This is a genomic window from Micromonospora sp. B006, assembly GCF_003408515.1.
Classification (GTDB): domain Bacteria; phylum Actinomycetota; class Actinomycetes; order Mycobacteriales; family Micromonosporaceae; genus Micromonospora; species Micromonospora echinospora_A.
Genome location: NZ_CP030865.1, coordinates 3977593 through 4002253 on the forward strand (window position 1 = coordinate 3977593; position 24661 = coordinate 4002253).

Consider the following 24661-nt stretch of genomic DNA (forward strand, 5'->3'; position numbering starts at 1 on the left):
CGGCGGTCAGCCGGCCAGCAGCGCGGCCATCCGCTGCGCCTGCGTCTCCCAGCGCCACTCCCGCTCCACCCAGGCCCGGCCGGCCGCGCCGAACTGCCGGGCCAGGTCCCGGTCGGCGAGCAGCGTGGCCACCCGGTCGGCGAGCTGGGCCACGTCCCGGCCGGAAACCACGAACCCGGTCTCGCCGTCGCGGACCGCGTCCGGCGCGCCCCCGGAGTCGCCGGCCACCACCGGCAGCCCGGTGGCACCCGCCTCCAGGTAGACGATCCCGAGGCCCTCCACGTCCAGGCCGCGGTTACGGGTGCGGCAGGGCATCGCGTAGACGTCACCGGCCGCGTAGTGGGCGGGCAGCGCGTCCGACGGCACGGAGCCGGTGAACACCACGTCGTGTTCCAGCCCGGCCTGCCGGGCCAGCTTCTCCAGCGTCGAGCGGTACGGCCCGCCGCCGACCACCAGCAGCGCGGCGCCGGGCACCCGGCGGCGGATCTCGGGCAGCGCGCGGATCAGCATGTCCTGGCCCTTGCGGGGCACCAGCCGCGACACGCACACCACCACCGGCCGGTCGGCCAGCCCGAGCCGCTTGCGGACCTCCGTGCCGTCGACGTCCGGGTGGTAGGTCTCCACGTCCACGCCGGGCGCGAGCCGGCGCAGCTCGGTCAGCCCGTCCAGCACGCGTGCCAGCCGCGTCCGGGTGTACTCGCCGAGGTAGGTGGTCACGTCCACGCCCCGGCCGATGCGGCGCAGCGCCGAGCGGGCGCCGGGCAGCGCCGCCCAGCCGACCTCGTGCCCGTGGGTCAGCGCCACCGCCCGGCGGATCCCGGCCCGCCGCCGCAGGCCCGTCGCGAGCAGCCCCAGCGGGGCCGCCGCGCCGAACCAGACCGTGTCGCAGTCGTACGCGCGGGCCAGCCGCGCCGCCCGCCGGGCGATCAGCGGCGTGGGCAGCAACACCCGGGTACGTTCCCGGACCACCTCGAACGGCTGGTCGGCGTCGAACTTCTCCGCCCCGCGCCAGCTCGACGCGTAGACCACCACCGAGCCGGGCGGCTGGCGTACCGCGAGGTTGTGCACGAACGACTGGATGCCGCCGGGGCGCGGCGGGAAGTCGTTGGTGATCAGCAAGGTGCGGCTCATCGGCCGGACTCCCTGGCGTAGGCGCGGGCGGCGGCCATCCGCTCCACGGTGGACGGGTGGGTCGCCGACCAGAGGTGCTCCCAGCGCGGCGGGTCGGGGTCGGCCAGGTTGACCCCGGCCAGCCGGCGCTGCATCGCCTCGAACGTCACGGGGTCGCCGGTGAGCGCCAGCGCGTGGGCGTCGGCGCGGGCCTCGATCCGCCGGGAGACGAGCGCCTGCACCGGTGTGGTGAGCAGGCCGGCCACCGTGACCAGCGCGATCAGCAGCGGGAACGCCCGCGGCTGGGCGATCGAGTCGACGCCGGCGAGCCGCAGCAGCGGTGTCCAGGAGCCGATCAGGTAGAGCGCCACCACCGCGGCGGCGGCGCCGAGCGCGCCGAGCAGCGTGCCGGTCCACACGTCGCGGTCCTTGGCGTGCCCCAGCTCGTGGGCGACGACGCTCGTCACCTCCGCCGGCTCCGCCTCGCGCAGCAGCGTGTCGTAGACCACCACCCGCCGCGTCGGCCCGAGCCCGGAGACGTACGCGTTCACCGCCCTGGTCCGCCGGGACGCGTCGGCGACGAGCACGTCACGCACCGGTACGCCGTCCCGGGCCGCCATCGCGGTCAGCTCGCTGCGCAGCGGGCCCGGCTCCATCGGGGTGAACCGGTTGAACACCGGCTCGACGAGCACCGGCAGCACGAACGACAGCACCACCACCAGGGCCGCCGCGCCGGCCGCGCCGAACGCCCACCACCAGCGCGGGGCCAGCCGGATCACCGTGTAGAAGCCGAGCAGCACCAGCGCGCCGATCACCGCGCTCACCGCGTACGACTTGAGCAGGTCGACCGTCCAGCCGCCCCAGCTCTGGGTGCTCAGCCCGTAGCGGACCAGCACTGTGCGCCGCCAGGCCGCGAAGGGCAGGGTGAGCAGGTCGGCGAGGAACATGACGGCCAGCCCGCCGAGCACTGCCTGCGCGATCCAGTGCCCGCCGAAGGGCCGGCCGGCCAGTTCGACCAGGCGCCCGCCCAGCGGGGTGAGGCCGAGCAGCAGCGCCACCACCAGCCCGACCGCCAGCGCCGACCAGCCCGCCGGGCGCAGCGCGCCGTGAAACGCACGGCCCCGGGTCACCTGCTCGGCCGGTAGCTCCCGCAGCGCCGCGAGCTGGTCGGCTCGCGGCGCGGGCGGCCGGCTCCACGGCACCAGCAGCACCACCGCCACGAGCACCGCCACCGCCAGGCCGGCCAGGGTCAGCAGGGCCCACCCGCGCGGGGTCACCGCTCCACCTCGCCGTCGTGCCCGGTCCGCGTCATGCCGCTCCCCTCCCGCCGTGACCGCTCATCCTATTGCCCGGCCACGCGAGCGGGACCGCCGTGCCCGCCACGCGGTCCCGACCGCCCGGCCCCGCCCCGCCCCACCCCGCCCGGTCCCGCCCCGCCCTGCGCGCGCCGATCTTGGAGTTGTGGCACCTCACAAGGCTCACCAAAGCGGCATCCAGGGCGCCACTACTCCAAGATCGATGGCCCTTGCCCGGGGGCCGGGGACGAGAAGGAGGGTCAGGTGTCACCACCCGGGGCGGCGCTCCAGCGGCAGGCGGAAGCCGGCGGGCGGCGTCAGGCAACCCGGCGACGACGGCCGGGGCGGCGGGGCATCGGCGCCGGCGCCTCGGCACGCGCCGACGGCAGCACGTCCACCTCGAACCCGGCCCGCGCGAACACCTCGATCGCCCGGTGCTCGGCCGGGCCGAGGTCGGCCGGGTCGGAGTCGAACAAGGCGGTCACCAGGCAGCCGGAGCAGCCAGCGCCACGGTTGCCGCAGGTGTCGCAGTCGATGAGCATCAACGCCTCCTGACGGGTCGCCGGTGGCGCTCGGGGAAGAAACCACCACCGTCGGTCACCAGAACGCTAACGCCCGGGTACGACAGAACCGGACAACGAGGCAGCACCCGCCGCGAACCCCAACCAGTACGCCGAAGTGGCGCGATCAGCACGCCCCCGACCCCGCCACTCCCCCGATCTGGAGTCGATCAAGCAGGGATGGCGGTGCGGTCAGGACGGGGACGGCGGTGCGGTCAGGAGCGGGCCAGGCGCCGCAGCAGCGAGTCGGCGCCCAGCGGGTACGCGCCGTGCCGGCGTACCCCGTCGGCGACCTCGCGGTCGGAGGAGACCACCACCACCGGCCGCCCGGCCGGCTCGGCGCGGACCAGCCGGCGGATCAGCTCGTCCGCGGTCTCGCCCTTGCGGGAGAACAGCACCCGCACGCCGCGCGGCGCGGGCGGCAGCCCGTGGATCCGCTCGGCGCCGTCGAAGACCACGGTGACCTCGTCCCCGGTCTGCGCGGCGATCCCGCCCAGCCCGGTGATCAGCCGCTTGCGCTGCTGCTCCAGCGACATCTCGCCGAAGCCGCGCTTGGTGACGTTGTAGCCGTCCACCACCAGGTGCGCCCGGGGCAGCGCGAGGAGCTGGTCGAGGCGGGCCGGGTCGTCGGTGTCGCGGGCCCGGGTCGCCGGGCCGGCCGCCGCGCCGCCCGGCTGGTCGGCGAACGCGTCGGCGACGAAGTCGGCGGGCAGCTTGTCCACCGGGTCGAGCGCCAGCTCGCGGCGCAGCCCGACGGCCGCCTGGCCGATCGTCTCCAGCAGCAGCCACAGCCGGGCGTCGTCGACCGAACGAGCCTCCTTGGCGCTGGCCCGGGCCACGCCGGCGGCGGCCTCCGCCTCGGCCAGCCGGGCCCGGGCGCGGCGCAGCTCGGCGTCCGCGTCGGCCGCCGCGCGGGCCGCCCGGCCGCGCTCGGTGGCGAGCAGTTCGGTGGCCTTGCGCTCGCGGCCCTGGGTCTCCCGCAGGGTACGGGCCAGCTGGCGCGCCTCCTCGCGGAGCTGACCCAGCTCCTCCCGGACCCGGGCCAGCTCGTCGCGCAGCTTCTCCGCCTCCACCCGGGCCACCGCCCGGTCGTGCTCGGCACGGGCGGCCCGCTGCTCGGCCTCGCGTACCAGTTCGGCCACGACCGCGCTGTCGGCCTCGGCGCGTACCGCCTCGCCGCTGGCCTCGATCAGTTCCCGCCAGCCGCGCGGCCGGGCCAGGTAGGCCAGGGCGGCCACCTCGACCGGGTCGGCGGCGGCCGGGGCGGTGCCCTCCACCACCGCCGCGCCGAGGTCGCCGGCGTCGGCCAGCACCCGGGCGGTGATCCGCTGCCGGAACAGCGGGTCGGCGGTGAGCTGGGCGGCGATCACGGGCGCGCCGAGGCGGGCGCGGCGGTTCGGGGCGAACTTGGCTACCCGCCGCAGCGGCACCGGCACCTCGTCGGCGGGCAGGCCAGGCAGCACGGCGGCGGTGAGCGTCACGATCCGCTGCCGGACCGGCTCGGGCAGGGTGGGCTCGGGCTCGACCGGGATCGGCGCGTCCTCACCGGCACCGGGCACGCCGACCGCCGGCTCCTCCGCGGAGGAGTGGTCGTCGTGCGGCTCGGTGAGGGGCATGAGGCAAGTCTCCCACCCCGAACGGGCCCACCGCCCGGTGAGTGAGCCGATCTCTCATCGTACCCCCGTGGTATCTCCTGGGGCCGCAGTGACGCGAGTGTCGGACCGTGCCGCTAGCGTCCCGCGGGTGACACGAGCGGAGTACGTCCAGGAGTCGCTGGCCGGCCTGGACACTGCGGCGGGCAGCGCCGTGGACCCGGCGCTGCCGCTCTACGCGACCACCTTCGTGGTGGTCGACCTGGAGACCACGGGCGGCGCGCCCGACGGCGGCGGGATCACCGAGATCGGCGCGGTGAAGGTGCGCGGCGGCGAGGAGCTGGGCGTGCTCGCCACGCTGGTCAACCCGGGCGTGCCGATCCCGCCGTTCATCACCGTGCTGACCGGCATCACGCAGGCCATGCTGCTGCCCGCCCCGCCGATCGAGCAGGTGCTGCCGAGCTTCCTGGAGTTCATCAGCGACGCCGTGCTGGTCGCCCACAACGCGCCGTACGACGTGGGGTTCCTCAAGGCCGCCTGCGCGAAGCACGGCTACCGCTGGCCCAACCCCCGGGTGCTGGACACGGCCGCGCTGGCCCGGCGGGTGCTCACCCGCGACGAGGTGCCCAACCGCAAGCTGGGCACGCTGGCCGCCTACTTCCGCACCGCGACCCAGCCCACCCACCGGGCGCTGGACGACGCCAAGGCCACCGTCGACGTGCTGCACGGGCTGATCGGGCGGCTCGGCGGGCACCGGGTCGACACCGTCGGCGACGCGATCGAGTTCGCCCGCGCGGTCACCCCCACCCAGCGCCGCAAGCGGCACCTCGCCGACGGGCTGCCCAAGGTGCCGGGCGTCTACATCTTCCGGGCCGCCGACGACCGGCCGCTCTACGTCGGCACCTCCGGCGACGTCGCCACCCGGGTACGCAGCTACTTCACCGCAGCGGAGAAGCGGGCCCGGATCTCCGAGATGCTCGCCGCCGCCGAGCGCGTGGAGGCGATCGAGTGCGCCCACTCGCTGGAGGCGGAGGTCCGCGAGCTGCGGCTGATCGCGGCGCACGCGCCGCCGTACAACCGCCGGTCGAAGTATCCGGAGCGCCAGGTGTGGCTGAAGCTCACCGACGAGGCGTACCCCCGGTTGTCGATCGTGCGCGACATCGCGCCGACCGACACGGCCTACCTGGGGCCGTTCCGGTCCCGGCAGGCGGCCGAGCTGGCCGCCGCCGGTTTCCACGACGCGGTGCCGCTGCGCCAGTGCACCCACCGGCTGTCCCGGCGCACGACCATGCCGGCCTGCGCGCTGGCCGAGCTGGGTCGCTGCCCGGCGCCCTGCGAGCACCGGATCACCCCCGAGGAGTACGACGACGCAGCGGCGACCCCGTTCCGCACCGCCACCAGCGACGACCCCGGTGTGGTGGTGGACGCGCTGCTCGACCGCATCGAGGTGCTGTCGGCCGCCCAGCGCTACGAGGAGGCGGCTGTGGTACGCGGCCGACTCGTGGCGGTGCTGCGCGCGGCGGTCCGGATGCAGCGGCTGGCCGCGCTGACCGGCATCGCCGAGCTGGCCGCCGCCCGCCCGGCGGCCCGGGGCGGCTGGGAGCTGGCGCTGGTCCGGCACGGCCGGCTGGCGGGGGCCGGGGTGTCCCCGCCGGGTGTCCACCCGCGACCGACGATCGCCGCGATCCGGGCCACCGCCGAGACGGTCCTGCCGGGGCACGGGCCGGTGCCGTCCGCGACCGCCGAGGAGACCGAACGGATCCTGTCCTGGTTGGAGCGACCGGAGACCCGCCTGGTCGAGGCGAGCGCCGGATGGGCCTCGCCGGTGGCCGGGGCGGGGCGTTTCCGTGACCTGCTGGCGAAGGCGGAGAGCGGCGGATCGCACAAAGTCTCGACCGAACGCTCATGACCAACTGACCGATCGGACTACCTCGGCTCCCTTAGTCTGTTAAAGGAGTGCAGACCTGCCCGATTCGCGGGCTCTGCTCCCGGCCGCCGGTTCCCGGCGGCCGAGGGCCGGGGTGAGGAGGTGTCCCAGGTGGACGTCGACGCCGGACACGGCGCCGCCCTGGGTGGCGCGCTTCCAGCCCAGGGCGAACTACCGCTCACCCGCCGCCTGCGTTCCCTGCTCACCTGGCCGACCGCCGACGGCGACCCGGTCACCACACTGGTCCGCGCCCACCGGGGCATCCACGCGAGCGCCGACTCCTCGGTGCTGCGCCGCGCCTACACGATCGCCGAGAACATGCACCGCGGTCAGTTCCGCAAGAGCGGCGAGCCGTACATCACCCACCCGCTGGCGGTGGCGCAGATCTGCGCCGACCTCGGCATGGACACCATCACGCTGGTCGCCGCGCTGCTGCACGACACGGTGGAGGACACCCGCTACACGCTCCAGGCGCTCCAGGAGGACTTCGGCCGCGAGGTCGCCCACCTGGTCGACGGCGTGACGAAGTTCGACAAGGCGTTCTACGGCAAGGCCGCCGAGGCGGAGACCGTCCGCAAGATGATCGTGGCAGCCGGCAAGGACGTCCGGGTGCTGGTGATCAAGCTGGCCGACCGGCTGCACAACATGCGCACGCTCGGGGTCCGCTCGGCCGCCTCCCGGGAGCGGATCGCCCGCAAGACCCAGGAGGTCCTGGTCCCGCTCTGCGACCGGCTCGGCATCCAGACGCTCAAACGCGAACTGGACGACGTGGTCCTGCTGCACCTGCGGCCGGAGGAGCACGCCCGGCTCGCCCGCTTCGTGCACGACCGGCCCGGCTGGGACGCCTACCTCGCCGACGTGGTGGCCCGCACCCGGGTGGCGCTGCGCCGCAACCGGGTGGACGCCGACGTCTCCCCCCGTCCCCGCCACCTCTACTCGATCTGGAAGGACACCGTCGCCGGCGGTCACGCGGCTCCGTACGACCTGCCGCGTATCGCGATCGTGGTGGACGGTCCGGCGACCGACTGTTACGCCGCGCTGGGGGCCGTGCACGGGCTCTGGCGGCCGGTGCCGGGCCGGTTCAAGGACTTCATCGCCTCCCCGAAGAACAACCTCTACCGTTCCCTGCACACGAGCGTCTGCGGCCCGCAGGACCGCACTGTCGAGGTGCTGATCCGCACCAACGAGATGCACCGCTCCGCGGAGTACGGCGTGGCCGCCCACTACCGCTTCCCCCGGGCCGCGGGCCGGGGGGTCGACCGGGCGGACGAGCTGGCCTGGCTGCGCCGGGTGCTCGACTGGGAGCAGGAGACCGTCGACCCGACCCAGTTCATGGAGTCGCTGCGCTGCGACCTGTCGGAGGCGCAGATCCAGGTCGTCGCCGACGGGCGGCAGGTGGTGCTGCCGGCCGGGGCCACCCCGGTCGACCTGGCGTACGAGCTGGGCACCGAGCGCGGTGACCACTGCCTGGCGGCCCGGATCAACGGTCGGCTCGCCCCACTCTCCTCCGAACTGGAGGAGGGCGACGTGGTGGAGATCTACACCGAGCGCGACACGGAGAGCGGCTTCGAGGCCGACGCGGCCCCGCGCGGGCCGCGCCGGGAGTGGCTGGGCTTCGTCAAGTCCCCGCACGCCCAGATGCAGATCAACCGCTGGTTCGCCGAGCACACCGAGCCGGGCATCTCGATCGCCGACAAGGTACGCCTCGGCCGGGCCTCCATCGGCCTGGCGCTGCGCAAGCACAGCCGGGGACTGGCCAGCGACCTGCCGCTGCTGCGGCTGTCCGAGGAACTGGGCTACCCCGACCTGGAGACGATGCTGGTGGCGGTCTTCGACCGCGTTGTCGAGCCGGACACCGTGGTCGAGCAGTTGATCGACCTGGTCGACCACCGGCAGTAGGCGAAGCCGGTTCGCCCGCGTCCGCTCCGGGGCCACTAGCCTGGACGACATGATCCCCCGCGCGCGTGCCACTGGACGGGCCATCGGCTACCAGATCTTCTACCGGCTTCCGGTCCCGCTGCGGCGGCGGCTGGTGCGGCTGGTGGTGCCGAAGTACGTCGTCGGCGCGGTCACGCTGGTCCGGGACGCGGAGGCCACCGGCGCGGGCCGGATCCTGCTGCTGCGCCAGCCGCCCGGCTACAGCTGGACGCTGCCCGCCGGGCTGCTGCAACGCGGCGAGGCGCCGGTGGTCGGCGCCGCCCGGGAGCTGTACGAGGAGTCCGGCGTCCGCCTGTCCCCGGACGCGCTGCGCCCGGCGGTGCCGAACGCGGTGGTGCACGCCAAGGGCTGGGTGGACGTGGTCTTCGAGGCGGACGTGCCGGCGTCGCGCACCGAGCTGAAGGTGGACGGGGCCGAGGTCTTCGAGGCCGCCTTCCACCCGCTGGACGACCTGCCCCGGCTCAGTCGCGCCACCGCCAACCTGCTGGGCTACTACGGCATCGGCCCGCGCGCCGGCGAGGTCCCGCCGGCCGTGCCACCGGCCGCGTGAACACCCCGGTCCCCGGCGCGCCCGGCCCGGCGGCCCGCGGCGCGGTGACCCCCGGTCCGGCAGCAGGCGGCGCGGTGGCGGGGGTCGAGGTGTGCGCGGTGGTGCTGGCCGCCGGCGAGGGCACCCGGCTGCGCCCGCTCACCGAGCGGGTGCCGAAGGCGCTCTGCCCGGTCGGCAACGTCCCGCTGCTGGACCGGGCGCTGGCCCGGCTGGCCGGGCTCGGCCTGACCGGCCCGGAGCAGGTCGCGGTGAACGCCTGCTACCTGGGTGACCAGGTGGTCGCGCGGGTGGGCGACCGGGCCCACCTGTCGGTCGAGCCGGACGCCCCGCTGGGCACCGCCGGTGGTGTGGGCCGGCTGCGCGACTGGATCGCCGGCCGGGGCGTGCTGGTCGGCAACGCCGACGCGTACCTGGCCGATCCGCTGGCCCCGCCCGGGCCGGACATCGCCGCGCTGCTGGACGGCTGGGACGGGCACGGCGTACGCCTGCTCGGCCGGCCCGCCGACGACCCGGACGCCCCCGGGACCTTCGACGGCCACGAGTTCGTGGGTTTCTCGCTGCTGCCGTGGCGGCTGGTCCGCGACCTGCCGGCCACGTTCGGCGACCTGGTCCGGGCGGTGTGGCGGCCGGCGGAGGCGGCCGGCGCGCTCACCGTGGTGCCCTACCGGGGCACGTTCTACGACACCGGCACCCCGGCCGACTACCTGGACGCCAACCTGCACGCCGCCGGCCCGGACGGGCTGGTGGACGCGTCCGCAGCCGTGACCGGCCGGGTCACGGCCTCGGTGGTGGGCGCGGGCGCGCGCGTGCACGGCGACGCCGACCGGTCCGTGGTGTGGCCGGGCGCGCGCGTCGCGGCCGGGGAACGCCTCCACCGGGTGATCCGGGCCGGGGACGACCTGACCGTCCCGGCGGCGCGCTGAGGGCCGCTGGCTCTAGCATGGGCCTCGTCGCCGACGAACGGAGAACCGTCCCGTGATCACCGCGATCGTGCTGATCGACTGCGCCACCGACTCCATCCCCGAGGTGGCCGAGACCCTGGCCAACCTGCCCGGCGTCAGCGAGGTCTACTCGGTGGCCGGGCACGTCGACCTGATCGCCATGGTCCGCGTCCGGGAGTTCGAGCAGATCGCGCAGGTCATCGCCGGCAGCATCTCGAAGGTGCCGGGCGTGCTGAACACCGAGTCGCACATCGCCTTCCGCGCCTACTCCCAGCACGACCTGGAGGAGGCGTTCGCGATCGGGCTCGCGAGCGCCGACTGACACGAGCCGGTGACCGGCCCGCCCTCGTGGGCGGACCGGTCACCGTCGACCGTGCGGTACGTCAGCTCTGGCTGGGCACCGGGGTTTCCGTGGTGCCCGGAGCGGGCTCCTCGGTCTCGGTGCCACCCGGAGCCGGCGACTCGGTGCCACCCGGGGACGTGGTGCCGCCCGGGCTGGGCGTGCCGCTGGCACTGGTCTGCGGAACCGGGACACCCAGCGTCTGGGCCAGGGCCACCAGCGCGTCGTAGTGCGCCTGCAGGACCGGCAGGGCGTCCTGCGCGATCTGCACCACCGACTGCTCCGAGCCCTGCGAGATCTCGGTCTGGGTGGCCTGGATGGCCTGGACGTGGCCGGCGAGCTGCGCGGTCACCCAGGCCTTGTCGAACTCGGCCCCGTTGAGGTTGTTCAACTTGTCGAGGACCTTCTGCTGGTCGGCGGTCGGGTCCGCCGGCAGCTGCACGTTGAGCTGCTGGGCGGTCGACTGCACCGTCTGGTCCAGCTGGGTGTGGTCCGTGACGAACATCTTGCCCAGGTCCTTGACCTGCTGGTTCTGGCCCTTCTGCTCGGCCAGGTTACCGGCGGTGATCTCGAACAGGTTGACCTGGTGCACCGCCTGCAGGTACTGCGTGTCCTGCGTCGACGGCTGCGCCGCGGCCTGCGCCGCGGCGGCGGGCGCCAGCCCCACGACCACCAGCGCGGCCATCAGGCCCAGGCGTTTGATTCCCAGCATTCTTCCTCCCCCATGAGACGTCGGACCGCACGGATACCCGGCTGACCGGGGTTATTCCTGCGATTCCACCCGTCCGTGTCGGGGGGCGGCGGGGACCGGTGCACCGCCCGCCGGGCGCCCGGCGGGCACAACCGGACGACAGGCGCGTAAACGGCAGTGGCGCCCGCCGGATGATCCGGCGGGCGCCACTGTCAGTCGTACCGGGAAGGTCAGCGACGGCTCTCGCCGCTGCCGATCTCCTCCCGCTCCGGCCGGTCCTCGACCGGCGGGTGCCCCGGCGAGACCGGCGCCTCGGCCGGCTTCTCGATCGGGTAGAAGAAGCCCCGGATCGCCGGGCCGAGGGCACCGAGCCGGTTCATCTTCTTCGGCACCACCCAGCCGACGTAGTCCAGCGCCGGCGGGTGACCGTCGTGCCCCTCGGCCGAGGTGAGCGGCTGGTGGACCTCGACGAACCGGCCGTCGGGCAGCCGCTTGATGATGCCGGTCTCCACGCCGTGGGCCAGCACCTCCCGGTCGTGCTGCTGCAGGCCCAGGCAGATCCGGTACGTGATGTAGTACGCGATCGGCGGCAGGATCAGCAGGCCGATCCGGCCGGCCCAGGTCATCGCGTTCAGGCTGATGTGGAACTTGTCGGCGATGACGTCGTTGGCGCCGGAGAGCGTCAGCACGATGTAGAAGGCCAGCGCCATGGCGCCCACGGCGGTCCGGGCCGGAACGTCCCGGGGCCGCTGGAGCAGGTTGTGGTGCTTGTAGTCCTTGAGGCGGCGCGCCTCCAGGAACGGGTACATCGTCGACAGGCCCACCAGGATTCCGGGTAGGACCACAGTCGGCCAGAACAACGGTGGGATGACGTACCCGTTGCCGATCGGGATGTGGATCTCCCAGCCCGGCATGAGTCGGGTCGAGCCGTCGAGGAACATGACGTACCAGTCGGGCTGGCTGGCCGCGGAGACCACCCACGCCTCGTACGGGCCGAACAGCCAGATCGGGTTGATCTGGAACATGCCGCCCAGCAGCGCGATCACGCCGAAGACGACCATGAAGAAGCCGCCCTGCTTGAGCGCGTAGCGCGGGAACATCCGCTCGCCGACCACGTTGTCGTTGGTCCGGCCGGGGCCGGGCCACTGGGTGTGCTTCTGCTTGAACACCAGGCCGAGGTGCACGCTGATCAGCGCGACCAGCAGGCCCGGGACGAGCAGCACGTGGGCGATGAAGAAGCGGCTGATGATGATCGTGCCGGGGAACTCCCCGCCGAAGATCGACGAGCTGACCCAGGAACCGATCACCGGGATCGACAGGATGATCGCGGAGGCGATCCGCAGACCGGTGCCGGACAGGCCGTCGTCCGGCAGCGAGTAACCGGTGAAGCCGGCCAGGAAGCCGACCCAGAACAGCAGCGAGCCGATGATCCAGTTGGTCTCACGCGGCTTGCGGAACGCGCCGGTGAAGAACACCCGCAGCATGTGCACCACGATCGCGGCCATGAACAGCAGGGCCGCCCAGTGGTGCATCTGCCGCATGATCAGGCCACCTCGGACATCGAACGAGATGTCCAGGCTGGAGGCGTACGCGGCCGACATCGGGGTACCCCGCAGCGGCGCGTAGCTGCCGTTGTAGATGACCTCGGTCATCGTCGGCTCGAAGAAGAACGTCAGGAAGACGCCGGTCAGCAGCAGGACGATGAACGAGAAGAGCGCGATCTCGCCCAGCAGGAACGACCAGTGGTCGGGGAAGACCTTGTTCAGCAGCTTGCGCAGGGGCGTGGCCACCTGGAAGCGGTCGTCCACCGCCCGCGCGCTCTTGGCCGGCAGCGCGGCGGCATCAAACTTTCGGCGCTTCATGGCCGCTCCCAGAAGTCGGGACCGATGGTCTCGGTGTAGTCGGACTTCGCCACGAAGAAGCCCTCCTCGTCCACCTCGATCGGCAGCTGCGGCAGCGGCCGGTTCGCCGGGCCGAAGATCGGCTTGGCGTTGTCGGTGATGAGGAACTGGGACTGGTGGCAGGGGCAGAGCAGGCGGTTGGTCTGCTGCTCGTAGAGGCTGGCCGGGCAGCCGGCGTGCGTACAGATCTTGGAGTACGCGACGTAGTTGCCCCACATGTAGTCGCCGTGGCCCTTGCGCTCGTTCGCGGCGCGCGACTTCTGCGCGTCGTCCTCCCGCAGGTGGATGAGCAGGGTGGGCGAGTCGGCGTGCTTGTTGCTGACGCCGCCGTCGATACCCGGGAACACGGTGAGCTGGCCACCGACGCTGACGTCGGCGGGGCGGATCGGACGGCCGTCCTCACGGATCAGCCGGATCTTCTTGCCGCCCTCGCCCGGCTGGAAGCCGGTGGTGAACATCTGGTTGTTCTTGTGCGGCTGCTCGATGAGGCCACCGATCAGCGGCGCGGCGGCCACCGCGCCCACCGGCGCCAGGCCGGCGAGCAGCGAGATGCCGAGCAGCGGCCGGCGGCGTACGCCCATCTCGTCGGCCAGGTAGAGCATGGTCTCACCGGTGATCTTGCGGCTCTCCGGGTTGTCGACCTGGTCGTGCCGGTCCTGGATCGACACCTCCTTGGGCAGCAGCTTCTTGCCCCAGGTCAGGATGCCGAAACCGATGCCGAGCAGCGCCAGGCCCAGCGTCACGCCGAGCAGCGGCGTGTAGAGCTTGTCGCCGCCGCGACCCGGCTCCCACTGCCACGGCCACCAGATGTAGACCACCAGGAAGGCGGTCGCGAAGACGCCGGTCAGCAGGAACATCAGGGCGACGGTACGGGTCAGCCGGCGCTCGGCCTTGCTGCCCGGGACCACCTGCGGCTCGTAGTGGACGATCTCGATGTCGTCCCGCCGGGCGCCCTCCTGAACGACCTCGAACCGGGAGAGCCGGGGGTCGTTCACGTCGAGCGGCTCCGGGCCACGCTGGGCCTGGTGCTCGGTGTGGGTGCTCATGCCGTCACCTCGCTACGGGTGACGCCGGGGGTCGGCGCCACAGCACTGGAACCATTGATCCGTCCGGTCACGACTTGCCCGCAATCCACAGGCTCGCGAAGACCAGCGCGACGATGCCGACCAGGAAGATCGCGATGCCCTCGGTCGACGGGCCGTACCGGCCCAGGTTGAAACCGCCCGGGTCGCCGTCGTGCTTCAGCGTCTCCTGGATGTAGGCGATGATGTCCGCCTTCTCCTCGGGCGTGATCTGGTTGTCACCGAACACCGGCATGTTCTGCGGGCCGCTCAGCATCGCGGCGTAGATCTGCCGGTCGCTGGCCGGCGCGAGGCTCGGCGCGTACTTGCCGGAGGACAGCGCGCCGCCGCCACCGCCGAAGGCGTGGCACTGCGAGCAGTTGATCCGGAACAGCTCGCCACCGGTGGCCAGGTTGGCGCCCTCACGCAGGTCGCCGTTGGGCACCTCCGGACCGCCACCGAGCTCCTGGATGTACTGCCCGAGCTGGCGCACCTGCTCGTCGGTGAACTGCGGCGGCTTGCGCATGGCCTGGGCCTCCTGCCGGGCCATCGGCATGCGACCGCTGCTCACCTGGAACTCCACCGAGGCGGACCCGACGCCGATCAGGCTCGGACCACGGCCCTCGACGCCCTGGGCATTGCGACCGTGACAGGTCACACAGCTCACGTCGAACAGCGCCTTACCCTCGTTGCCTGCGGCGGTCAACGGCGGGTTGTCCTGCGCCTGCACGCCGGGGGCGAAGACGGTGTAGGCACCGCCGGCCAGCATCAGCGCGGCGAACAGCCGGACCGCGGCGCCCAGCCGGCGGCGGCCCCTGCTGCGCGCTACGGGCCGCCCGCGCAGCCGCGCGAGCAGACCGCGTCGGCGGTCGTTGTCAGAAGTCATGACCTGTGTCCTTAACCGGTTGGACCTTGTCTCAGGGGACGGAGCAGCGGCGCGGTTCGTGACGCGCCAAGATCACTGGAGCCAGTAGATCATGGCGTAGAGCGCGATCCACACGACGTCCACGAAGTGCCAGTAGTAGGACACGACGATCGCCGAGGTCGCCTGGGCTGGGGTGAACCGACCCATGGTGGTGCGGATCATGAAGATGATGAAGGCGACCAGACCGCCGGTCACGTGCAGACCGTGGAATCCGGTGGTGAGGTAGAACATCGACCCGTAGCCGTCTTCGTTGATCTTCACGCCCTCGTGCACCAGGGTCCGGTACTCGTTCAGCTGACCGAGTACGAAGATCAGACCCATGATGAACGTGATCGTGAACCACCGGCGCAGGGCGTGGACGTCGCCGCGCTCGGCCGCGAACACGCCGATCTGACAGGTGATCGAGGAGAGCACCAGGATCACCGTGAACGTGGTCGCGTACGGGATGTTCAGCACCTCGGTGTGCTTCTCCCACTGCTCCGGCGCAGCCGCGCGGATGGAGAAGTACATCGCGAACAGCGCCGCGAAGAACATGAGTTCGCTGGAGAGCCACACGATCGTCCCGACGCTGACCATGTTGGGTCGGGTCAGGGAGTGGATCCGGCTCTTGTCAATGGCTGGGGCCGCAGTCACGCGGTCATTATTGCCCCTGACCGGGACCGACGATCAGCGGGGTGCCAAACCCGCCCCCTCCGTGGCCCGATCGTGGTGGTCCGCTTCGCCTGACCTACCCTGAAAAGCGTGTTGCACGTCGATCAGATCCTCGCCGTCACCTCGGCCGTTCCGGCGACGCTGGCGGCGGGAGGCGAGAGCACCCCGCCGCCGTTCACCGTGGCCCGGGTGTTCACCGAGACCCGGCTGGACAGCTGGCTCACGCTGGGCATCGTGCTGGCCGCCGGTCTCTACCTCTACGGGGTGCACCGGCTGCGGCTGCGCGGCGACCGCTGGCCGGTCATCCGTACCGTGTCGTTCCTCGGCCCCGGCCTCGGCGGCATCGCGCTGGTCACGCTCACCGGGCTCGGCGCGTACGACACCGCCCTGCTCTCGGTGCACATGGTCCAGCACATGGTGCTGTCGATGATCGCGCCGATCTTCCTGGCGCTCGGCGCGCCGGTCACGCTGGCGCTGCGCACGCTGCCGGTACGCCCGCGCAAGCGCCTGCTCGCGATCGTGCACAGCCGGATCGCGCGGATCTACAGCTTCCCGCTCGTGGCGTTCACCATCTTCGTGGTGAACCCGTTCGCGCTCTACTTCACCGACCTCTACGAGTTCACCCTGCGTCACGAGTGGGCGCACGAGCTGGTCCACGCGCACTTCATCGCCACCGGCTGCGTCTTCTTCTGGCCGCTGCTCGGCCTCGACCCGCTGCCCGGACGCTGGCCGTACCCGGCGCGCGCGCTGCTCATGCTGCTCTCGGTGCCGTTCCACACCGTGCTCGGGCTCACCATCATGCAGAGCACCACGCTGTTCGGCGGCGACTGGTACCCGTCGCTCAACCTGTCCTGGTCCGACCCCTGGAACGACCAGGTGGTGGCCGGGGGCGTCCTCTGGGCCGGCGGTGAGTTCGTCAGCGTCACCATGCTCGCCGTCCTGGTCGTCCAGTGGGTCAGACAGTCCGAGCGCGAGGCCCGCCGGCTCGACCGCGAACTGGACCGCCAGGAGGCCCGCGAGCGCGCCGCGGAAGCCAGCGCCTGAGGCCCCTGCAGGGGTACGCCCCGAGCCCGCCCGGGCGGGGCGACAGGCCGAACGTGACGCCCGCTACGATCAGCGGGCAGCTACGAGGTGGGAGCCACGTCACGATGAGCGATCGTCTTTGCACCGTCCTGCTCTACAGCGACGACCCGAAGGTCCGCGACCGGATGCGGCTGGCCGTGGGCACCCGCCCGGCGCCCGGCATCGAGATCGAGTTCGTCGAGGCCGACGAGTACGCCGCCTGCGTCCGGCTGGTCGACGACTACGAGATCGACCTGCTGCTGCTCGACGGCGAGGCGAGCCCGGGCGGCGGCATCGGCATCGCCCGCCAGATCAAGGACGACCGGGACGACGCGCCGCCGACCTGCGTGGTGCTGGCCCGCGCCGCCGACCGCTGGCTGGCCGCGTACGCCGAGGTCGACGCCACGCTGACCCACCCGCTGGACCCGGTGATCGCCGGCAGCACCGTCGCGGAGCTGCTGCGCCGCACCCCCGCCGCCGCCTGATCCCCCGGCCTTCGCGCGCCACGGCGACGCGGCCGTGGCGCGCCCCAACCGCTTTCCTCACGCCGCTCGGGAGGCCCGTCATGGGCGAACGGACCTGGCCGCTTCTGCTCAACGCGCTGCTGCGCGGCGAGGAGCTCTCCACCGCCGACACCGCGTGGGCGATGGGCGAGATCATGGCCGGCTCGGCCACCCCGGCGCAGATCGCCGGGTTCGCCGTGGCGCTGCGCACCAAGGGCGAGACGCCCGCCGAGCTGGGCGGCCTGGTCGAGGCCATGCTGACCCGCGCGGTGCCGGTGCGGCTGCCCGACGAGGTACGCGAGACCGCGCTGGACGTGGTCGGCACCGGCGGTGACCTCGCGCACACGGTGAACATCTCCACCATGGCGGCGCTCGTGGTCGCCGGGGCCGGCGTCCGCGTGGTCAAGCACGGCAACCGGGCCGCTTCCTCCTCGTGCGGCACGGCGGACGTGCTGGAGGAACTCGGCATACCGCTGGACCTGGCGCCCGAGCAGGTCGCCCGCTGCGTCACCGAGGCCGGCATCGGCTTCTGCTTCGCCGCCCGCTTCCACCCCGGCATGCGCCACACCGGCCCGGTCCGGCGCGAGATCGGCGTACCCACCGCCTTCAACTTCCTCGGCCCGCTGACCAACCCGGCGCGGCCCCGCGCGGGCGCGGTGGGCTGCTTCGACAAGCGGATGGCCCCGGTGATGGCGGCCGTGTTCGCGGCCCGCGGCGACTCCGCGATCGTGGTACGCGGCGAGGACGGCCTGGACGAGTTCAGCACCGGCGCGCCCACCCGGGTCTGGGTGGCGCAGCAGGGCACCGTCACGGAGGCGCTGCTGGACGCGGCGGAACTCGGGGTGCCCCGGGCCACCCTGGCCGACCTGCGCGGCGGAGACGCGGCCTACAACGCCGACGTGGTCCGCCGCCTGCTGGCCGGCGAGACCGGCCCGGTGCGGGACGCGGTGCTGGTCAACGCCGCTGTCGCGCTGTCCACCCAGGGCCCGCTCGACGGCGATCTGCACGAGGCGCTGCGGGCCAACCTGGACCGCGCCGCCGAGGCCGTCGACTCGGGCGCCGCCGCTGCCGCGCTGGACCGCTGGCTGGCGGTCGCGCGCGACGTCTGACGCGGGCCTGACGCGGGTGTTGTCGTACCCGCGTGCCAAACTACACGGGAGTTATTTTCCGTTTTCGGTCTTTGGTCGACCGGCCGGCGCCCCACCGCCCCGGCCGGTGCCCGGAGCGAGAGGAGCCCCCGTGTCTGACCGCGAGCTGCACTGCGACACCTGCGAGGACGTCGTGCTGTTCGAGGCGCCGCCCTGCGGCGACGGGCACGGCGTCGACTGCCCGGAGTTGATCTGCACCGGCTGCGGTGCGGCAGTGGTGATCGCCACGTTCACCTTCCGCCCGACGCGCCTGTCCGGCCGGCGCCCTCGCCGCCCGTCCCACCCCCAGGCCGCCTGACCTCCGCTCCCCTCCCCTCCCGCCCTTCCCGCGCCGCACCGCGCCTCTTCCCGCGCCGCGTCGTTCCCGCGCGCACCGCGCCGTTCCTGCGCCGGGCCATTCCTGCGCTACGCCTTCTCCTGTGCCGCGCGCCTTCCGCGCCGTGCACCTTCTGCACTTTCCGCGCACCGCGCCGCACCCCTGCTGCACCCTCTCCGCGCACCCGCGCCTGTCCGCACCGCTTGCTTACGCCGCTGGGCGCGGCCGCCCACCCTTCCCGCCCCCGCCACGCCCGACAGTCCAACCGCCCGCCGCTCGTGATCAAGGAGTTTGTGTCCCCCACGGTTGTCCAGGCGGACACAAACTCCTTGATCGCCTCCCAGTGGCCGGCAGGGGGGCGGGCGTTCCCCCGTCCGAAGCGGTGATCAAGGGGTTTGTGTCACCGGCGGTGCGCGAAATTGCCCCAAAATCCTTGATCAACGGGGCAGGGCGGGTGCCGGGAGCACGGCAGGCGTTGGGCCTTGGGCGTGAGTGTCGGCGGTGACCCCGTGACGGCACCGCGCCATGGGAGACGGACTGCGGTTTCGCCCACCAGGCCAAGCCGCGCGACGAGATCTTGGAAGGAAACGGCGCTCATGGCCCGCCAGAAGGGCCCCAATCTTCCAAGATCTCCGACAGCGCCCCGCCCCGAGAGGGATAAGTCAGACAGAAGGCCCCTCACCCCGGCTTGATCGGCTCCACTTCCCCGAAGTGGCGGCATCATCACCCTTGATCAACACCATTTCCCCGAAGTGGTGCCATCAGAGGCTCCGCGACACCACCACTTCGGCGAGCTGGTGTTGATCTCGCCGGGCGGCAGCGCGCCGGAGGCTGAGCGGAACAGCGCCAGGCCGACCGCACGGGCGGTGATCATGAGGTTGGCGGGGACAAAAAGGACCGCCCGTGCCGTCAACTTCATGATCAACGCGCGCAGCACACAGCGCGGGGGTAGGCGGGAGGAGGGAAAGCGGCAGGCCCGCTACCCCGGGAGGGGGTGCGGGCCTGCGGTGGCGCTTCGGGTCAGTGCTCGGCGGTGCGGCGGGTGCCGGAGTAGTACTCGAAGAGCAGCCCGCAGGTGGCGAAGACCACCGCCACCATGCCCAGTCCCAGCAGCCAGAACTGCCAGAACACCAGACCGAGACCGGCGATCGCGGCGGCCAGCGCCAGACCGAACGGCCAGTAGCTGCCCGGGCTGAAGAAACCGACCTCACCGGCGCCGTCGGCGATCTCGCCGTCCGGCCGGTCCTCCGGGCGCAGGTCGATACGGCGGGAGACGAACCAGAAGAAGCCGCCGCACATGGCGCAGAGCAGGAAGGAGAGCAGCAGCGCCACGGTGCCGATCCACTCGATGCGGCCGTCGCTGTCGGCGTACGTCCAGGCGCCGTAGAGGATGGCCGCGCCGAGGAGGAACGTGGCGATGGTGAGGAAGATCTTCCACTCGGTCTTCATGCCGGACCTCTCAGCTTCCCGCGCCGGCCTGGGCGTCGGACGGGTTGAAGTTGTTCACGTCGCGCCGGGTGTCGAACGGCTTCGTCTCGGTGGCGTACTCGGGCTCACCGATCGCGCCGAGCGCCTCCTGGGTCGACTTGCCGGCCTTCTTGGCCGCCAGGAACTGGTCGTACTTTTCCGGCGAGACGACCCGCAGCTCGAAGTTCATGAAGGCGTGGTAGCTGCCGCACAGCTCGGCGCAGCGGCCGACGAACGCGCCCTCCTGGTCGATGCTGGAGACCTCGAACGTGTTGCGCACGTTGCCCGGCATGACGTCGCGCTTGAACAGCAGCTCCGGCACCCAGAACGAGTGGATGACGTCGCGGCTGGTCTCCTCGAACCGGATCGAGCGGCCGCTGGGCAGCACCAGCACCGGGATGACCTCGCTGGTGCCCAGCACCGAGGCGACGGTGTTGGCGTCGCGGCCCTCGCCGTCGCGGTAGTTGAACTGCCAGTTCCACTTGAACGCCACGACCTCGACGGTGACGTCCGGGTTCTTCGACTCCTTGATCACGTCGGTCTGCACGACCGCCGTGTAGTAGAAGAGCACGGAGACCACGAGGATCGGCGCGATGGTGTAGAGGAACTCCATCGGCAGGTTGTAGCGGGTCTGCACCGGCAGCTCGTTGCCGCGCTTGCGGTAGCGGACCACGCACCAGAAGATCAGGCCCCAGACGAACACACCGACGGCCAGCGCCGCGATGCAGGAGGCGATCCACAGGTCGTACATGCGCTGCGACTCGGGCGTGATGCCGCCCTGCGGCCAGCCGAACCCGCCGAACGCCTTGCCGACGTCACAGCCGGTGAGCGAGACCAGCAGCGCCGCCGCGCCGAGACCGAGCCCGGCGATTCGACCAGCGCCACGCCGCCGGCGTCCACCGGCTTCCGGGGAAGCGCTGTCCCGTACGGCCGAGCGCCGTACCTCCGAACTCCTTGCGACCACCTGGTCCTGCCTCCCTAGCGCGCCGCGGCGGTTGTTCTCCCTGACACCGACGGCAAAGGCGTCACCGACGGTCGCAGATTACTCGACCATGACCGGCCAGGCCGTCTTGGGGTCGCCGTCCACCCCCATCGGGGGGATCTTGGGCGTAACCGGGCGATAGCGTGGAACGTCATGAGCGCCTCCCCGGTCTACCTGGACGCCGCCACCGCGGCCCCGCTGCATCCGGTCGCGCGGCAGGCGATGCTGGCCGCCCTGGACGACGGCTGGGCCGACCCGGCCCGGCTCTACTCGGCGGCCCGCCGGGCCCGCCAGCTTCTCGACGCCGCGCGGGAGGCCGCCGCGCAGACGCTCGGCGTCCGCGCCGACGAGCTGTCCTTCACCCCCAGCGGTACGGCGGCAGCGCACGCCGCCGTACTCGGTGCCCTGGCCGGGCGGCGGCGGGCCGGGGCGACGCTGGTGCACTCGGCGATCGAGCACTCGGCGGTGCTGCACGCCGCGCAGCGGCACACCGCCGCCGGCGGCGCGGCGGTGTCCGTACCGGTGAACCGGTCGGGCCGGGTGGACCTGGACGCCTGGGCGTCGGCGGTGGCCGCGCCCGGCGTGGCCCTGGCCGCGCTGATCGGGGCCAGTCACGAGGTGGGCACGGTGCAGCCGGTGCCCGCCGCTGCCGAGTTGTGCGCCGAGGCGGGCGTGCCGCTGTACGTGGACGCGGCGCAGCTCGTCGGCCGGGCGCCGCTGCCGGCGGGCTGGTCGGTGCTGAGCGCCAGCGCGCACAAGTGGGGCGGGCCGCCCGGCGTCGGGCTGCTGGTGGTGCGCAAGGGCGCCCGCTGGGAGTCGCCGTACCCGGCCGACGAGCGGGAGTCGGGGCGTACCCCCGGGGTGGTGAACCTGCCGGCGGTGGTGGCGGCGGCGGCGAGCCTGCGCGCGGCGGCGGCCGACGCGGCGGCCGAGGCGGGGCGGCTGGGTCCGCTGGTGGACCGGATCCGGGCGCGGGTGGCGGCCGAGGTGCCGGACGTGGAGGTGGTCGGCGACCCGGTGGACCGGTTGCCGCACCTGGTGACGTTCTCCTGCCTGTACGTCGACGGCGAGGCGCTGCTGCACGCGCTGGACCGGCGCGGGTTCGCGGTGTCGTCCGGCTCGTCGTGCACGTCATCCACGGTGCGCCCGTCGCACGTGCTGGAGGCGATGGGGGTGCTGTCGCACGGCAACGTACGGGTGTCGCTGCACCGGGAGACCACCGAGGCGGACGTCGAGCGGTTCCTGACCGAGCTGCCCGGGATCGTCGCCGGCCTGCGGGCGGAGGCGGGGGTGACGGACCTGTGAGCGAGCCGGACGAGGTGCTGGACTGCCGGGGGCAGCGCTGTCCCCTGCCGGTGATCAATCTCGCCCGGCTGGTGCCGGGGCTGCCGGCGGGCGCGGTGGTGCGGGTGCTGGCCGACGACCCGGCGGCGGCGGTGGACATCCCGGCGTGGTGCCGGATGCGCGGGCACGAGTTCCTCGCCGCGCACGAGGGCCCCGCCTACGACGTCCGGGTGTAAGGAAGGGCCCCTTGTTAACGCCTCCGGTAGAGGAAGGGGCCCTTCTTAACACCCAACGTTCAGCTCAGGTAGGCGAGGATGCCCGGCAGCGGGTCGGCCGCCACGGCGGTGTCGACCACCAGACGCGGGCCGATCAGCGGCTCGTACTCGGCGCGGCGGCGCAGCGTCAGCTCCCAGGTGCCGTCCTCGGGCGGGCGCGCGTCGACCCGGCGCCGGTGCTCCTCCTCGTCGCCGCAGTGCACCTCGATCACCCGCAGCGGCACACCGGCCCGTTCAGCTACGTCGTGCCAGAGGCCCCGGGCGCTGGCGACCGGGTTCACCGCGTCGACCACCACGCTGAGCCCCAGGCCGAGCTGCACCTCGGCCAGCCCGGCGACCGCGCCGTACGCGGCCATGCCCGGCACGTCGCCGGTGAGGCCGTAGCGGTGCAGGGCCCGCTCGACCGGGTCGACCGGCAGGACCGGGGCGCGCAGGGCGACGCCGACGCGGGCGGCCAGGGTGGTCTTGCCCACGCCGGGCAGCCCGGCGAAGGCGACGAGAACCGGGCCGCCGGAGCCGGGGCGGACCGCCTCCGGGTCCACCCCGCCCCCCGGGACGGCCGCGCCGGTCACAGCAGGTGCGGCCGGACGTCCTCGGCGGCCGCGTCACCGTACGACTCGGCGAGTCGCTTCACGAACAGGTCGCGGCGGACCTCGTACTCCTGGCCGCCGAAGTTCTCCAGCACGAGCGTGGCGAGCAGGCAGCCGACCTGGGCGGCGCGCTCCAGGCCGACGCCCCAGTCGAGCGCGGCGAAGAACCCGGCCCGGAAGCCGTCGCCGACGCCGGTCGGGTCGACCGCCTGGATCTCCCGGGCGATCGGCACCCGGATCGTGCCGATCTCCCGGCCGACGATCTCCACACCCTGCTTGCCCAGCGTGGTGACCCGCACCTTGACCCGGTCGAGCAGCTGCTCGTCGGTCAGTCCGGCCTTGCTCTGCAGCAGCGACTTCTCGTACTCGTTGGTCATCAGGTAGTCGGCGCCCTCGACCAGGCCGAGCACGTCCTCGCCGTCCATCCGGGCGAGCTGCTGGGACGGGTCGGCGACGAAGGCGTAGCCGCGGTCCCGGCACTCGCCGGAGTGGCGGATCATCGCGGCCGGGTCGTTGGCGCTGACCAGCACCAGGTCGAGGCCGCCGAGGCGCTGCGCCACCGGGTGCAGCTCGATGTTGCGGGCCTCGCTCATCGCTCCGGCGTAGAAGGAGGCGATCTGGCACATGTCGGTGTCGGTGGTGCAGACGAAGCGCGCGGTGTGCGCCACCTCGCTGACGTGCACCGAGTCGCAGTCGACGCCGTGGCGCTCCAGCCAGGAACGGTAGTCGGCGAAGTCGGCGCCGACCGCGCCGAGCAGCACCGGGCGCAGCCCGAGCTGGGCCATGCCGAAGGCGATGTTGGCGGCGGTGCCGCCGCGCCGCAGGACCAGCTCGTCGACGAGGAAGGAGAGCGAGACCTTGTCGAGCTGGTCGGCGATGAGCTGGTCGGCGAACCGGCCGGGGAAGCTCATCAGGTGGTCGGTCGCGATCGAGCCGGTTACGGCGATCTTCATGTCAACCCTCGTGGTCGGGAGCACGGCGCGGTCAGCCTACCGGCCCCCGGACCGGCCGGACGGCGGTCGGTCACCAACCGGTCGATCAGCGCACACCCGGACGTCACGCACGGGGTACGACGAAGCGGCGGGCCGCCCCACTCGGGGACGGCCCGCCGTTTTCGGTCGGTGCGTCGCTCAGCTGAAGGAGTCGCCGCAGGCGCAGGAGTTGCCCGCGTTCGGGTTGTCGATGGTGAAGCCCTGGGCGTCGATCCGGTCGGCGAAGTCGATGGTGGCGCCGGTCAGGTAGGGGGCGCTCATCCGGTCGACGACGACCTCGACACCGTCGAAGTCGGTGACGATGTCACCGTCGAGCGAACGCTCGTCGAAGAACAGCTGGTACCGCAGGCCGGAACAGCCACCCGGCTGCACGGCGACCCGGAGCCGCAGGTCGTCGCGGCCCTCCTGCTCGATCAGGGCCTTGACCTTCTGCGCCGCGACGTCGGTGAGGACGACGGTGCTGGGGGCCTTGGCCTCGGTCGACTCGGTCTGCGCTGGCGTGGTCACGTGGAAGTCTCCCTGCGCGGTATAGGTCCGGACGTCCTGGCCAACGCCGCACG

The 24661-nt window shown here is 72.8% G+C and carries 26 protein-coding genes; 11 read left to right on the forward strand and 15 right to left on the reverse strand.

Annotated features, from left to right (window positions below; all coding sequences use genetic code 11):
- Positions 1 to 6: 6 nt before the first annotated feature.
- The 4 genes from MicB006_RS17645 to MicB006_RS17660 form a co-directional block, all read right to left on the reverse strand.
- A complete protein-coding gene (locus tag MicB006_RS17645) occupies positions 7 to 1131 on the reverse strand; it encodes a glycosyltransferase family 4 protein (protein WP_116507566.1) in 1125 nt (374 codons plus the stop codon).
- Positions 1128 to 2387 (reverse strand): M48 family metallopeptidase, encoded by a 1260-nt coding sequence (locus MicB006_RS17650; RefSeq protein ID WP_116507568.1) that lies wholly within the window; start codon positions 2385 to 2387, stop codon positions 1128 to 1130. Before MicB006_RS17650 ends, MicB006_RS17645 begins: the two co-directional genes overlap by 4 nt.
- A 335-nt stretch (positions 2388 to 2722) precedes the next feature.
- A complete protein-coding gene (locus MicB006_RS17655) occupies positions 2723 to 2947 on the reverse strand; it encodes a hypothetical protein (protein WP_116507570.1) in 225 nt (74 codons plus the stop codon).
- A gap of 233 nt (positions 2948 to 3180) precedes the next feature.
- Positions 3181 to 4581 (reverse strand): NYN domain-containing protein, encoded by a 1401-nt coding sequence (locus MicB006_RS17660; protein WP_116507571.1) that lies wholly within the window; start codon positions 4579 to 4581, stop codon positions 3181 to 3183.
- Between the two features lie 127 nt (positions 4582 to 4708).
- Between MicB006_RS17660 and MicB006_RS17665 the strand changes: the two genes are divergently transcribed.
- The 5 genes from MicB006_RS17665 (at position 4709) to MicB006_RS17685 (ending at position 10235) form a co-directional block, all read left to right on the forward strand.
- A complete protein-coding gene (locus MicB006_RS17665; protein ID WP_116507573.1) occupies positions 4709 to 6466 on the forward strand; it encodes a DEDD exonuclease domain-containing protein in 1758 nt (585 codons plus the stop codon).
- Between the two features lie 129 nt (positions 6467 to 6595).
- On the forward strand, positions 6596 to 8383 hold the full coding sequence (locus MicB006_RS17670; RefSeq protein ID WP_116507581.1) for a bifunctional (p)ppGpp synthetase/guanosine-3',5'-bis(diphosphate) 3'-pyrophosphohydrolase: 1788 nt from the start codon (positions 6596 to 6598) through the stop codon (positions 8381 to 8383).
- A gap of 49 nt (positions 8384 to 8432) precedes the next feature.
- Positions 8433 to 8972, forward strand: coding sequence for an NUDIX domain-containing protein (locus tag MicB006_RS17675; protein ID WP_116507583.1), 540 nt, complete (start codon positions 8433 to 8435; stop codon positions 8970 to 8972).
- 74 nt (positions 8973 to 9046) lie between these two features.
- Positions 9047 to 9895, forward strand: a complete 849-nt coding sequence (locus tag MicB006_RS17680; protein ID WP_116511540.1) for a sugar phosphate nucleotidyltransferase — start codon at positions 9047 to 9049, stop codon at positions 9893 to 9895.
- Positions 9896 to 9947: 52 nt separating this feature from the next.
- Positions 9948 to 10235: an Lrp/AsnC family transcriptional regulator gene (locus MicB006_RS17685; RefSeq protein WP_043329379.1), complete on the forward strand. Its 288-nt coding sequence runs from the start codon at positions 9948 to 9950 to the stop codon at positions 10233 to 10235.
- 61 nt (positions 10236 to 10296) lie between these two features.
- Here MicB006_RS17685 and MicB006_RS17690 read toward each other — a convergent pair whose 3' ends face one another.
- From MicB006_RS17690 to MicB006_RS17710, 5 genes are all read right to left on the reverse strand, one after another.
- A complete protein-coding gene (locus MicB006_RS17690; RefSeq protein WP_073831499.1) occupies positions 10297 to 10965 on the reverse strand; it encodes a DUF4142 domain-containing protein in 669 nt (222 codons plus the stop codon).
- A gap of 209 nt (positions 10966 to 11174) precedes the next feature.
- Positions 11175 to 12806, reverse strand: a complete 1632-nt coding sequence (locus MicB006_RS17695) for a cytochrome b N-terminal domain-containing protein (RefSeq protein WP_116507585.1) — start codon at positions 12804 to 12806, stop codon at positions 11175 to 11177.
- Positions 12803 to 13891 (reverse strand): ubiquinol-cytochrome c reductase iron-sulfur subunit, encoded by a 1089-nt coding sequence (locus MicB006_RS17700; protein ID WP_073831497.1) that lies wholly within the window; start codon positions 13889 to 13891, stop codon positions 12803 to 12805. Before MicB006_RS17700 ends, MicB006_RS17695 begins: the two co-directional genes overlap by 4 nt.
- A 67-nt stretch (positions 13892 to 13958) precedes the next feature.
- Positions 13959 to 14792 carry a cytochrome c gene (locus tag MicB006_RS17705; protein WP_116507587.1) on the reverse strand — a complete coding sequence of 278 codons (834 nt, stop codon included), beginning with the start codon at positions 14790 to 14792 and terminating at the stop codon, positions 13959 to 13961.
- A 72-nt stretch (positions 14793 to 14864) separates the two neighbouring features.
- Positions 14865 to 15464, reverse strand: a complete 600-nt coding sequence (locus MicB006_RS17710) for a heme-copper oxidase subunit III (protein WP_043329376.1) — start codon at positions 15462 to 15464, stop codon at positions 14865 to 14867.
- A 108-nt stretch (positions 15465 to 15572) separates the two neighbouring features.
- On the opposite strand from MicB006_RS17710, the gene MicB006_RS17715 reads away from it, so the two are divergent.
- From MicB006_RS17715 to MicB006_RS17730, 4 genes are all read left to right on the forward strand, one after another.
- A complete protein-coding gene (locus tag MicB006_RS17715) occupies positions 15573 to 16526 on the forward strand; it encodes a cytochrome c oxidase assembly protein (protein WP_116507589.1) in 954 nt (317 codons plus the stop codon).
- 104 nt (positions 16527 to 16630) lie between these two features.
- Positions 16631 to 17029, forward strand: a complete 399-nt coding sequence (locus tag MicB006_RS17720; protein ID WP_116507591.1) for a hypothetical protein — start codon at positions 16631 to 16633, stop codon at positions 17027 to 17029.
- Between the two features lie 80 nt (positions 17030 to 17109).
- On the forward strand, positions 17110 to 18156 hold the full coding sequence (trpD, locus tag MicB006_RS17725) for an anthranilate phosphoribosyltransferase (protein WP_116507593.1): 1047 nt from the start codon (positions 17110 to 17112) through the stop codon (positions 18154 to 18156).
- A 130-nt stretch (positions 18157 to 18286) separates the two neighbouring features.
- Positions 18287 to 18493 carry a hypothetical protein gene (locus MicB006_RS17730; protein ID WP_073831492.1) on the forward strand — a complete coding sequence of 69 codons (207 nt, stop codon included), beginning with the start codon at positions 18287 to 18289 and terminating at the stop codon, positions 18491 to 18493.
- A gap of 751 nt (positions 18494 to 19244) precedes the next feature.
- Here MicB006_RS17730 and MicB006_RS31665 read toward each other — a convergent pair.
- The 3 genes from MicB006_RS31665 to coxB form a co-directional block, all read right to left on the reverse strand.
- Positions 19245 to 19448, reverse strand: coding sequence for a hypothetical protein (locus MicB006_RS31665; protein ID WP_152037850.1), 204 nt, complete (start codon positions 19446 to 19448; stop codon positions 19245 to 19247).
- 83 nt (positions 19449 to 19531) lie between these two features.
- Positions 19532 to 19960, reverse strand: coding sequence for a cytochrome c oxidase subunit 4 (locus MicB006_RS17735; RefSeq protein ID WP_073831491.1), 429 nt, complete (start codon positions 19958 to 19960; stop codon positions 19532 to 19534).
- Between the two features lie 10 nt (positions 19961 to 19970).
- Complete coding sequence (coxB, locus tag MicB006_RS17740; protein ID WP_116507595.1) at positions 19971 to 20942, reverse strand: cytochrome c oxidase subunit II; 972 nt, start codon at positions 20940 to 20942, stop codon at positions 19971 to 19973.
- A gap of 171 nt (positions 20943 to 21113) precedes the next feature.
- Between coxB and MicB006_RS17745 the strand changes: the two genes are divergently transcribed.
- A complete protein-coding gene (locus tag MicB006_RS17745; protein ID WP_116507597.1) occupies positions 21114 to 22265 on the forward strand; it encodes a cysteine desulfurase family protein in 1152 nt (383 codons plus the stop codon).
- Positions 22262 to 22480, forward strand: coding sequence for a sulfurtransferase TusA family protein (locus tag MicB006_RS17750; RefSeq protein WP_073831489.1), 219 nt, complete (start codon positions 22262 to 22264; stop codon positions 22478 to 22480). The genes MicB006_RS17745 and MicB006_RS17750 overlap by 4 nt, the downstream gene beginning before the upstream one ends.
- A 59-nt stretch (positions 22481 to 22539) precedes the next feature.
- Here the strand turns inward: MicB006_RS17750 and MicB006_RS17755 are convergent, their stop codons facing one another.
- The 3 genes from MicB006_RS17755 to erpA form a co-directional block, all read right to left on the reverse strand.
- The gene (locus MicB006_RS17755; RefSeq protein ID WP_030500132.1) at positions 22540 to 23091 is read right to left on the reverse strand and encodes an ATP-binding protein; all 552 of its coding nucleotides are present in this window, start codon (positions 23089 to 23091) and stop codon (positions 22540 to 22542) included.
- Positions 23088 to 24062 (reverse strand): carbohydrate kinase family protein, encoded by a 975-nt coding sequence (locus MicB006_RS17760; RefSeq protein ID WP_116507599.1) that lies wholly within the window; start codon positions 24060 to 24062, stop codon positions 23088 to 23090. Before MicB006_RS17760 ends, MicB006_RS17755 begins: the two co-directional genes overlap by 4 nt.
- Positions 24063 to 24239: 177 nt before the next feature.
- On the reverse strand, positions 24240 to 24608 hold the full coding sequence (gene erpA / locus MicB006_RS17765) for an iron-sulfur cluster insertion protein ErpA (RefSeq protein ID WP_043329360.1): 369 nt from the start codon (positions 24606 to 24608) through the stop codon (positions 24240 to 24242).
- Positions 24609 to 24661 lie beyond the last annotated feature (53 nt).

Bases quoted from the DNA above. Each gene is read 5' to 3' on its own strand.
- MicB006_RS17695 (WP_116507585.1), bottom strand. From the start codon at position 12,806: ATGAAGCGCCGAAAGTTTGATGCCGCCGCGCTGCCGGCCAAGAGCGCG.
- MicB006_RS17745 (WP_116507597.1), top strand. From the start codon at position 21,114: ATGAGCGCCTCCCCGGTCTACCTGGACGCCGCCACCGCGGCCCCGCTG.
- MicB006_RS17700 (WP_073831497.1), bottom strand. From the start codon at position 13,891: ATGAGCACCCACACCGAGCACCAGGCCCAGCGTGGCCCGGAGCCGCTC.
- MicB006_RS17675 (WP_116507583.1), top strand. From the start codon at position 8,433: ATGATCCCCCGCGCGCGTGCCACTGGACGGGCCATCGGCTACCAGATC.
- MicB006_RS17705 (WP_116507587.1), bottom strand. From the start codon at position 14,792: ATGACTTCTGACAACGACCGCCGACGCGGTCTGCTCGCGCGGCTGCGC.
- MicB006_RS17760 (WP_116507599.1), bottom strand. From the start codon at position 24,062: ATGAAGATCGCCGTAACCGGCTCGATCGCGACCGACCACCTGATGAGC.
- MicB006_RS17720 (WP_116507591.1), top strand. From the start codon at position 16,631: ATGAGCGATCGTCTTTGCACCGTCCTGCTCTACAGCGACGACCCGAAG.
- MicB006_RS17660 (WP_116507571.1), bottom strand. From the start codon at position 4,581: ATGCCCCTCACCGAGCCGCACGACGACCACTCCTCCGCGGAGGAGCCG.
- MicB006_RS17655 (WP_116507570.1), bottom strand. From the start codon at position 2,947: ATGCTCATCGACTGCGACACCTGCGGCAACCGTGGCGCTGGCTGCTCC.
- MicB006_RS17645 (WP_116507566.1), bottom strand. From the start codon at position 1,131: ATGAGCCGCACCTTGCTGATCACCAACGACTTCCCGCCGCGCCCCGGC.
- MicB006_RS17690 (WP_073831499.1), bottom strand. From the start codon at position 10,965: ATGCTGGGAATCAAACGCCTGGGCCTGATGGCCGCGCTGGTGGTCGTG.
- MicB006_RS17735 (WP_073831491.1), bottom strand. From the start codon at position 19,960: ATGAAGACCGAGTGGAAGATCTTCCTCACCATCGCCACGTTCCTCCTC.
- trpD (WP_116507593.1), top strand. From the start codon at position 17,110: ATGGGCGAACGGACCTGGCCGCTTCTGCTCAACGCGCTGCTGCGCGGC.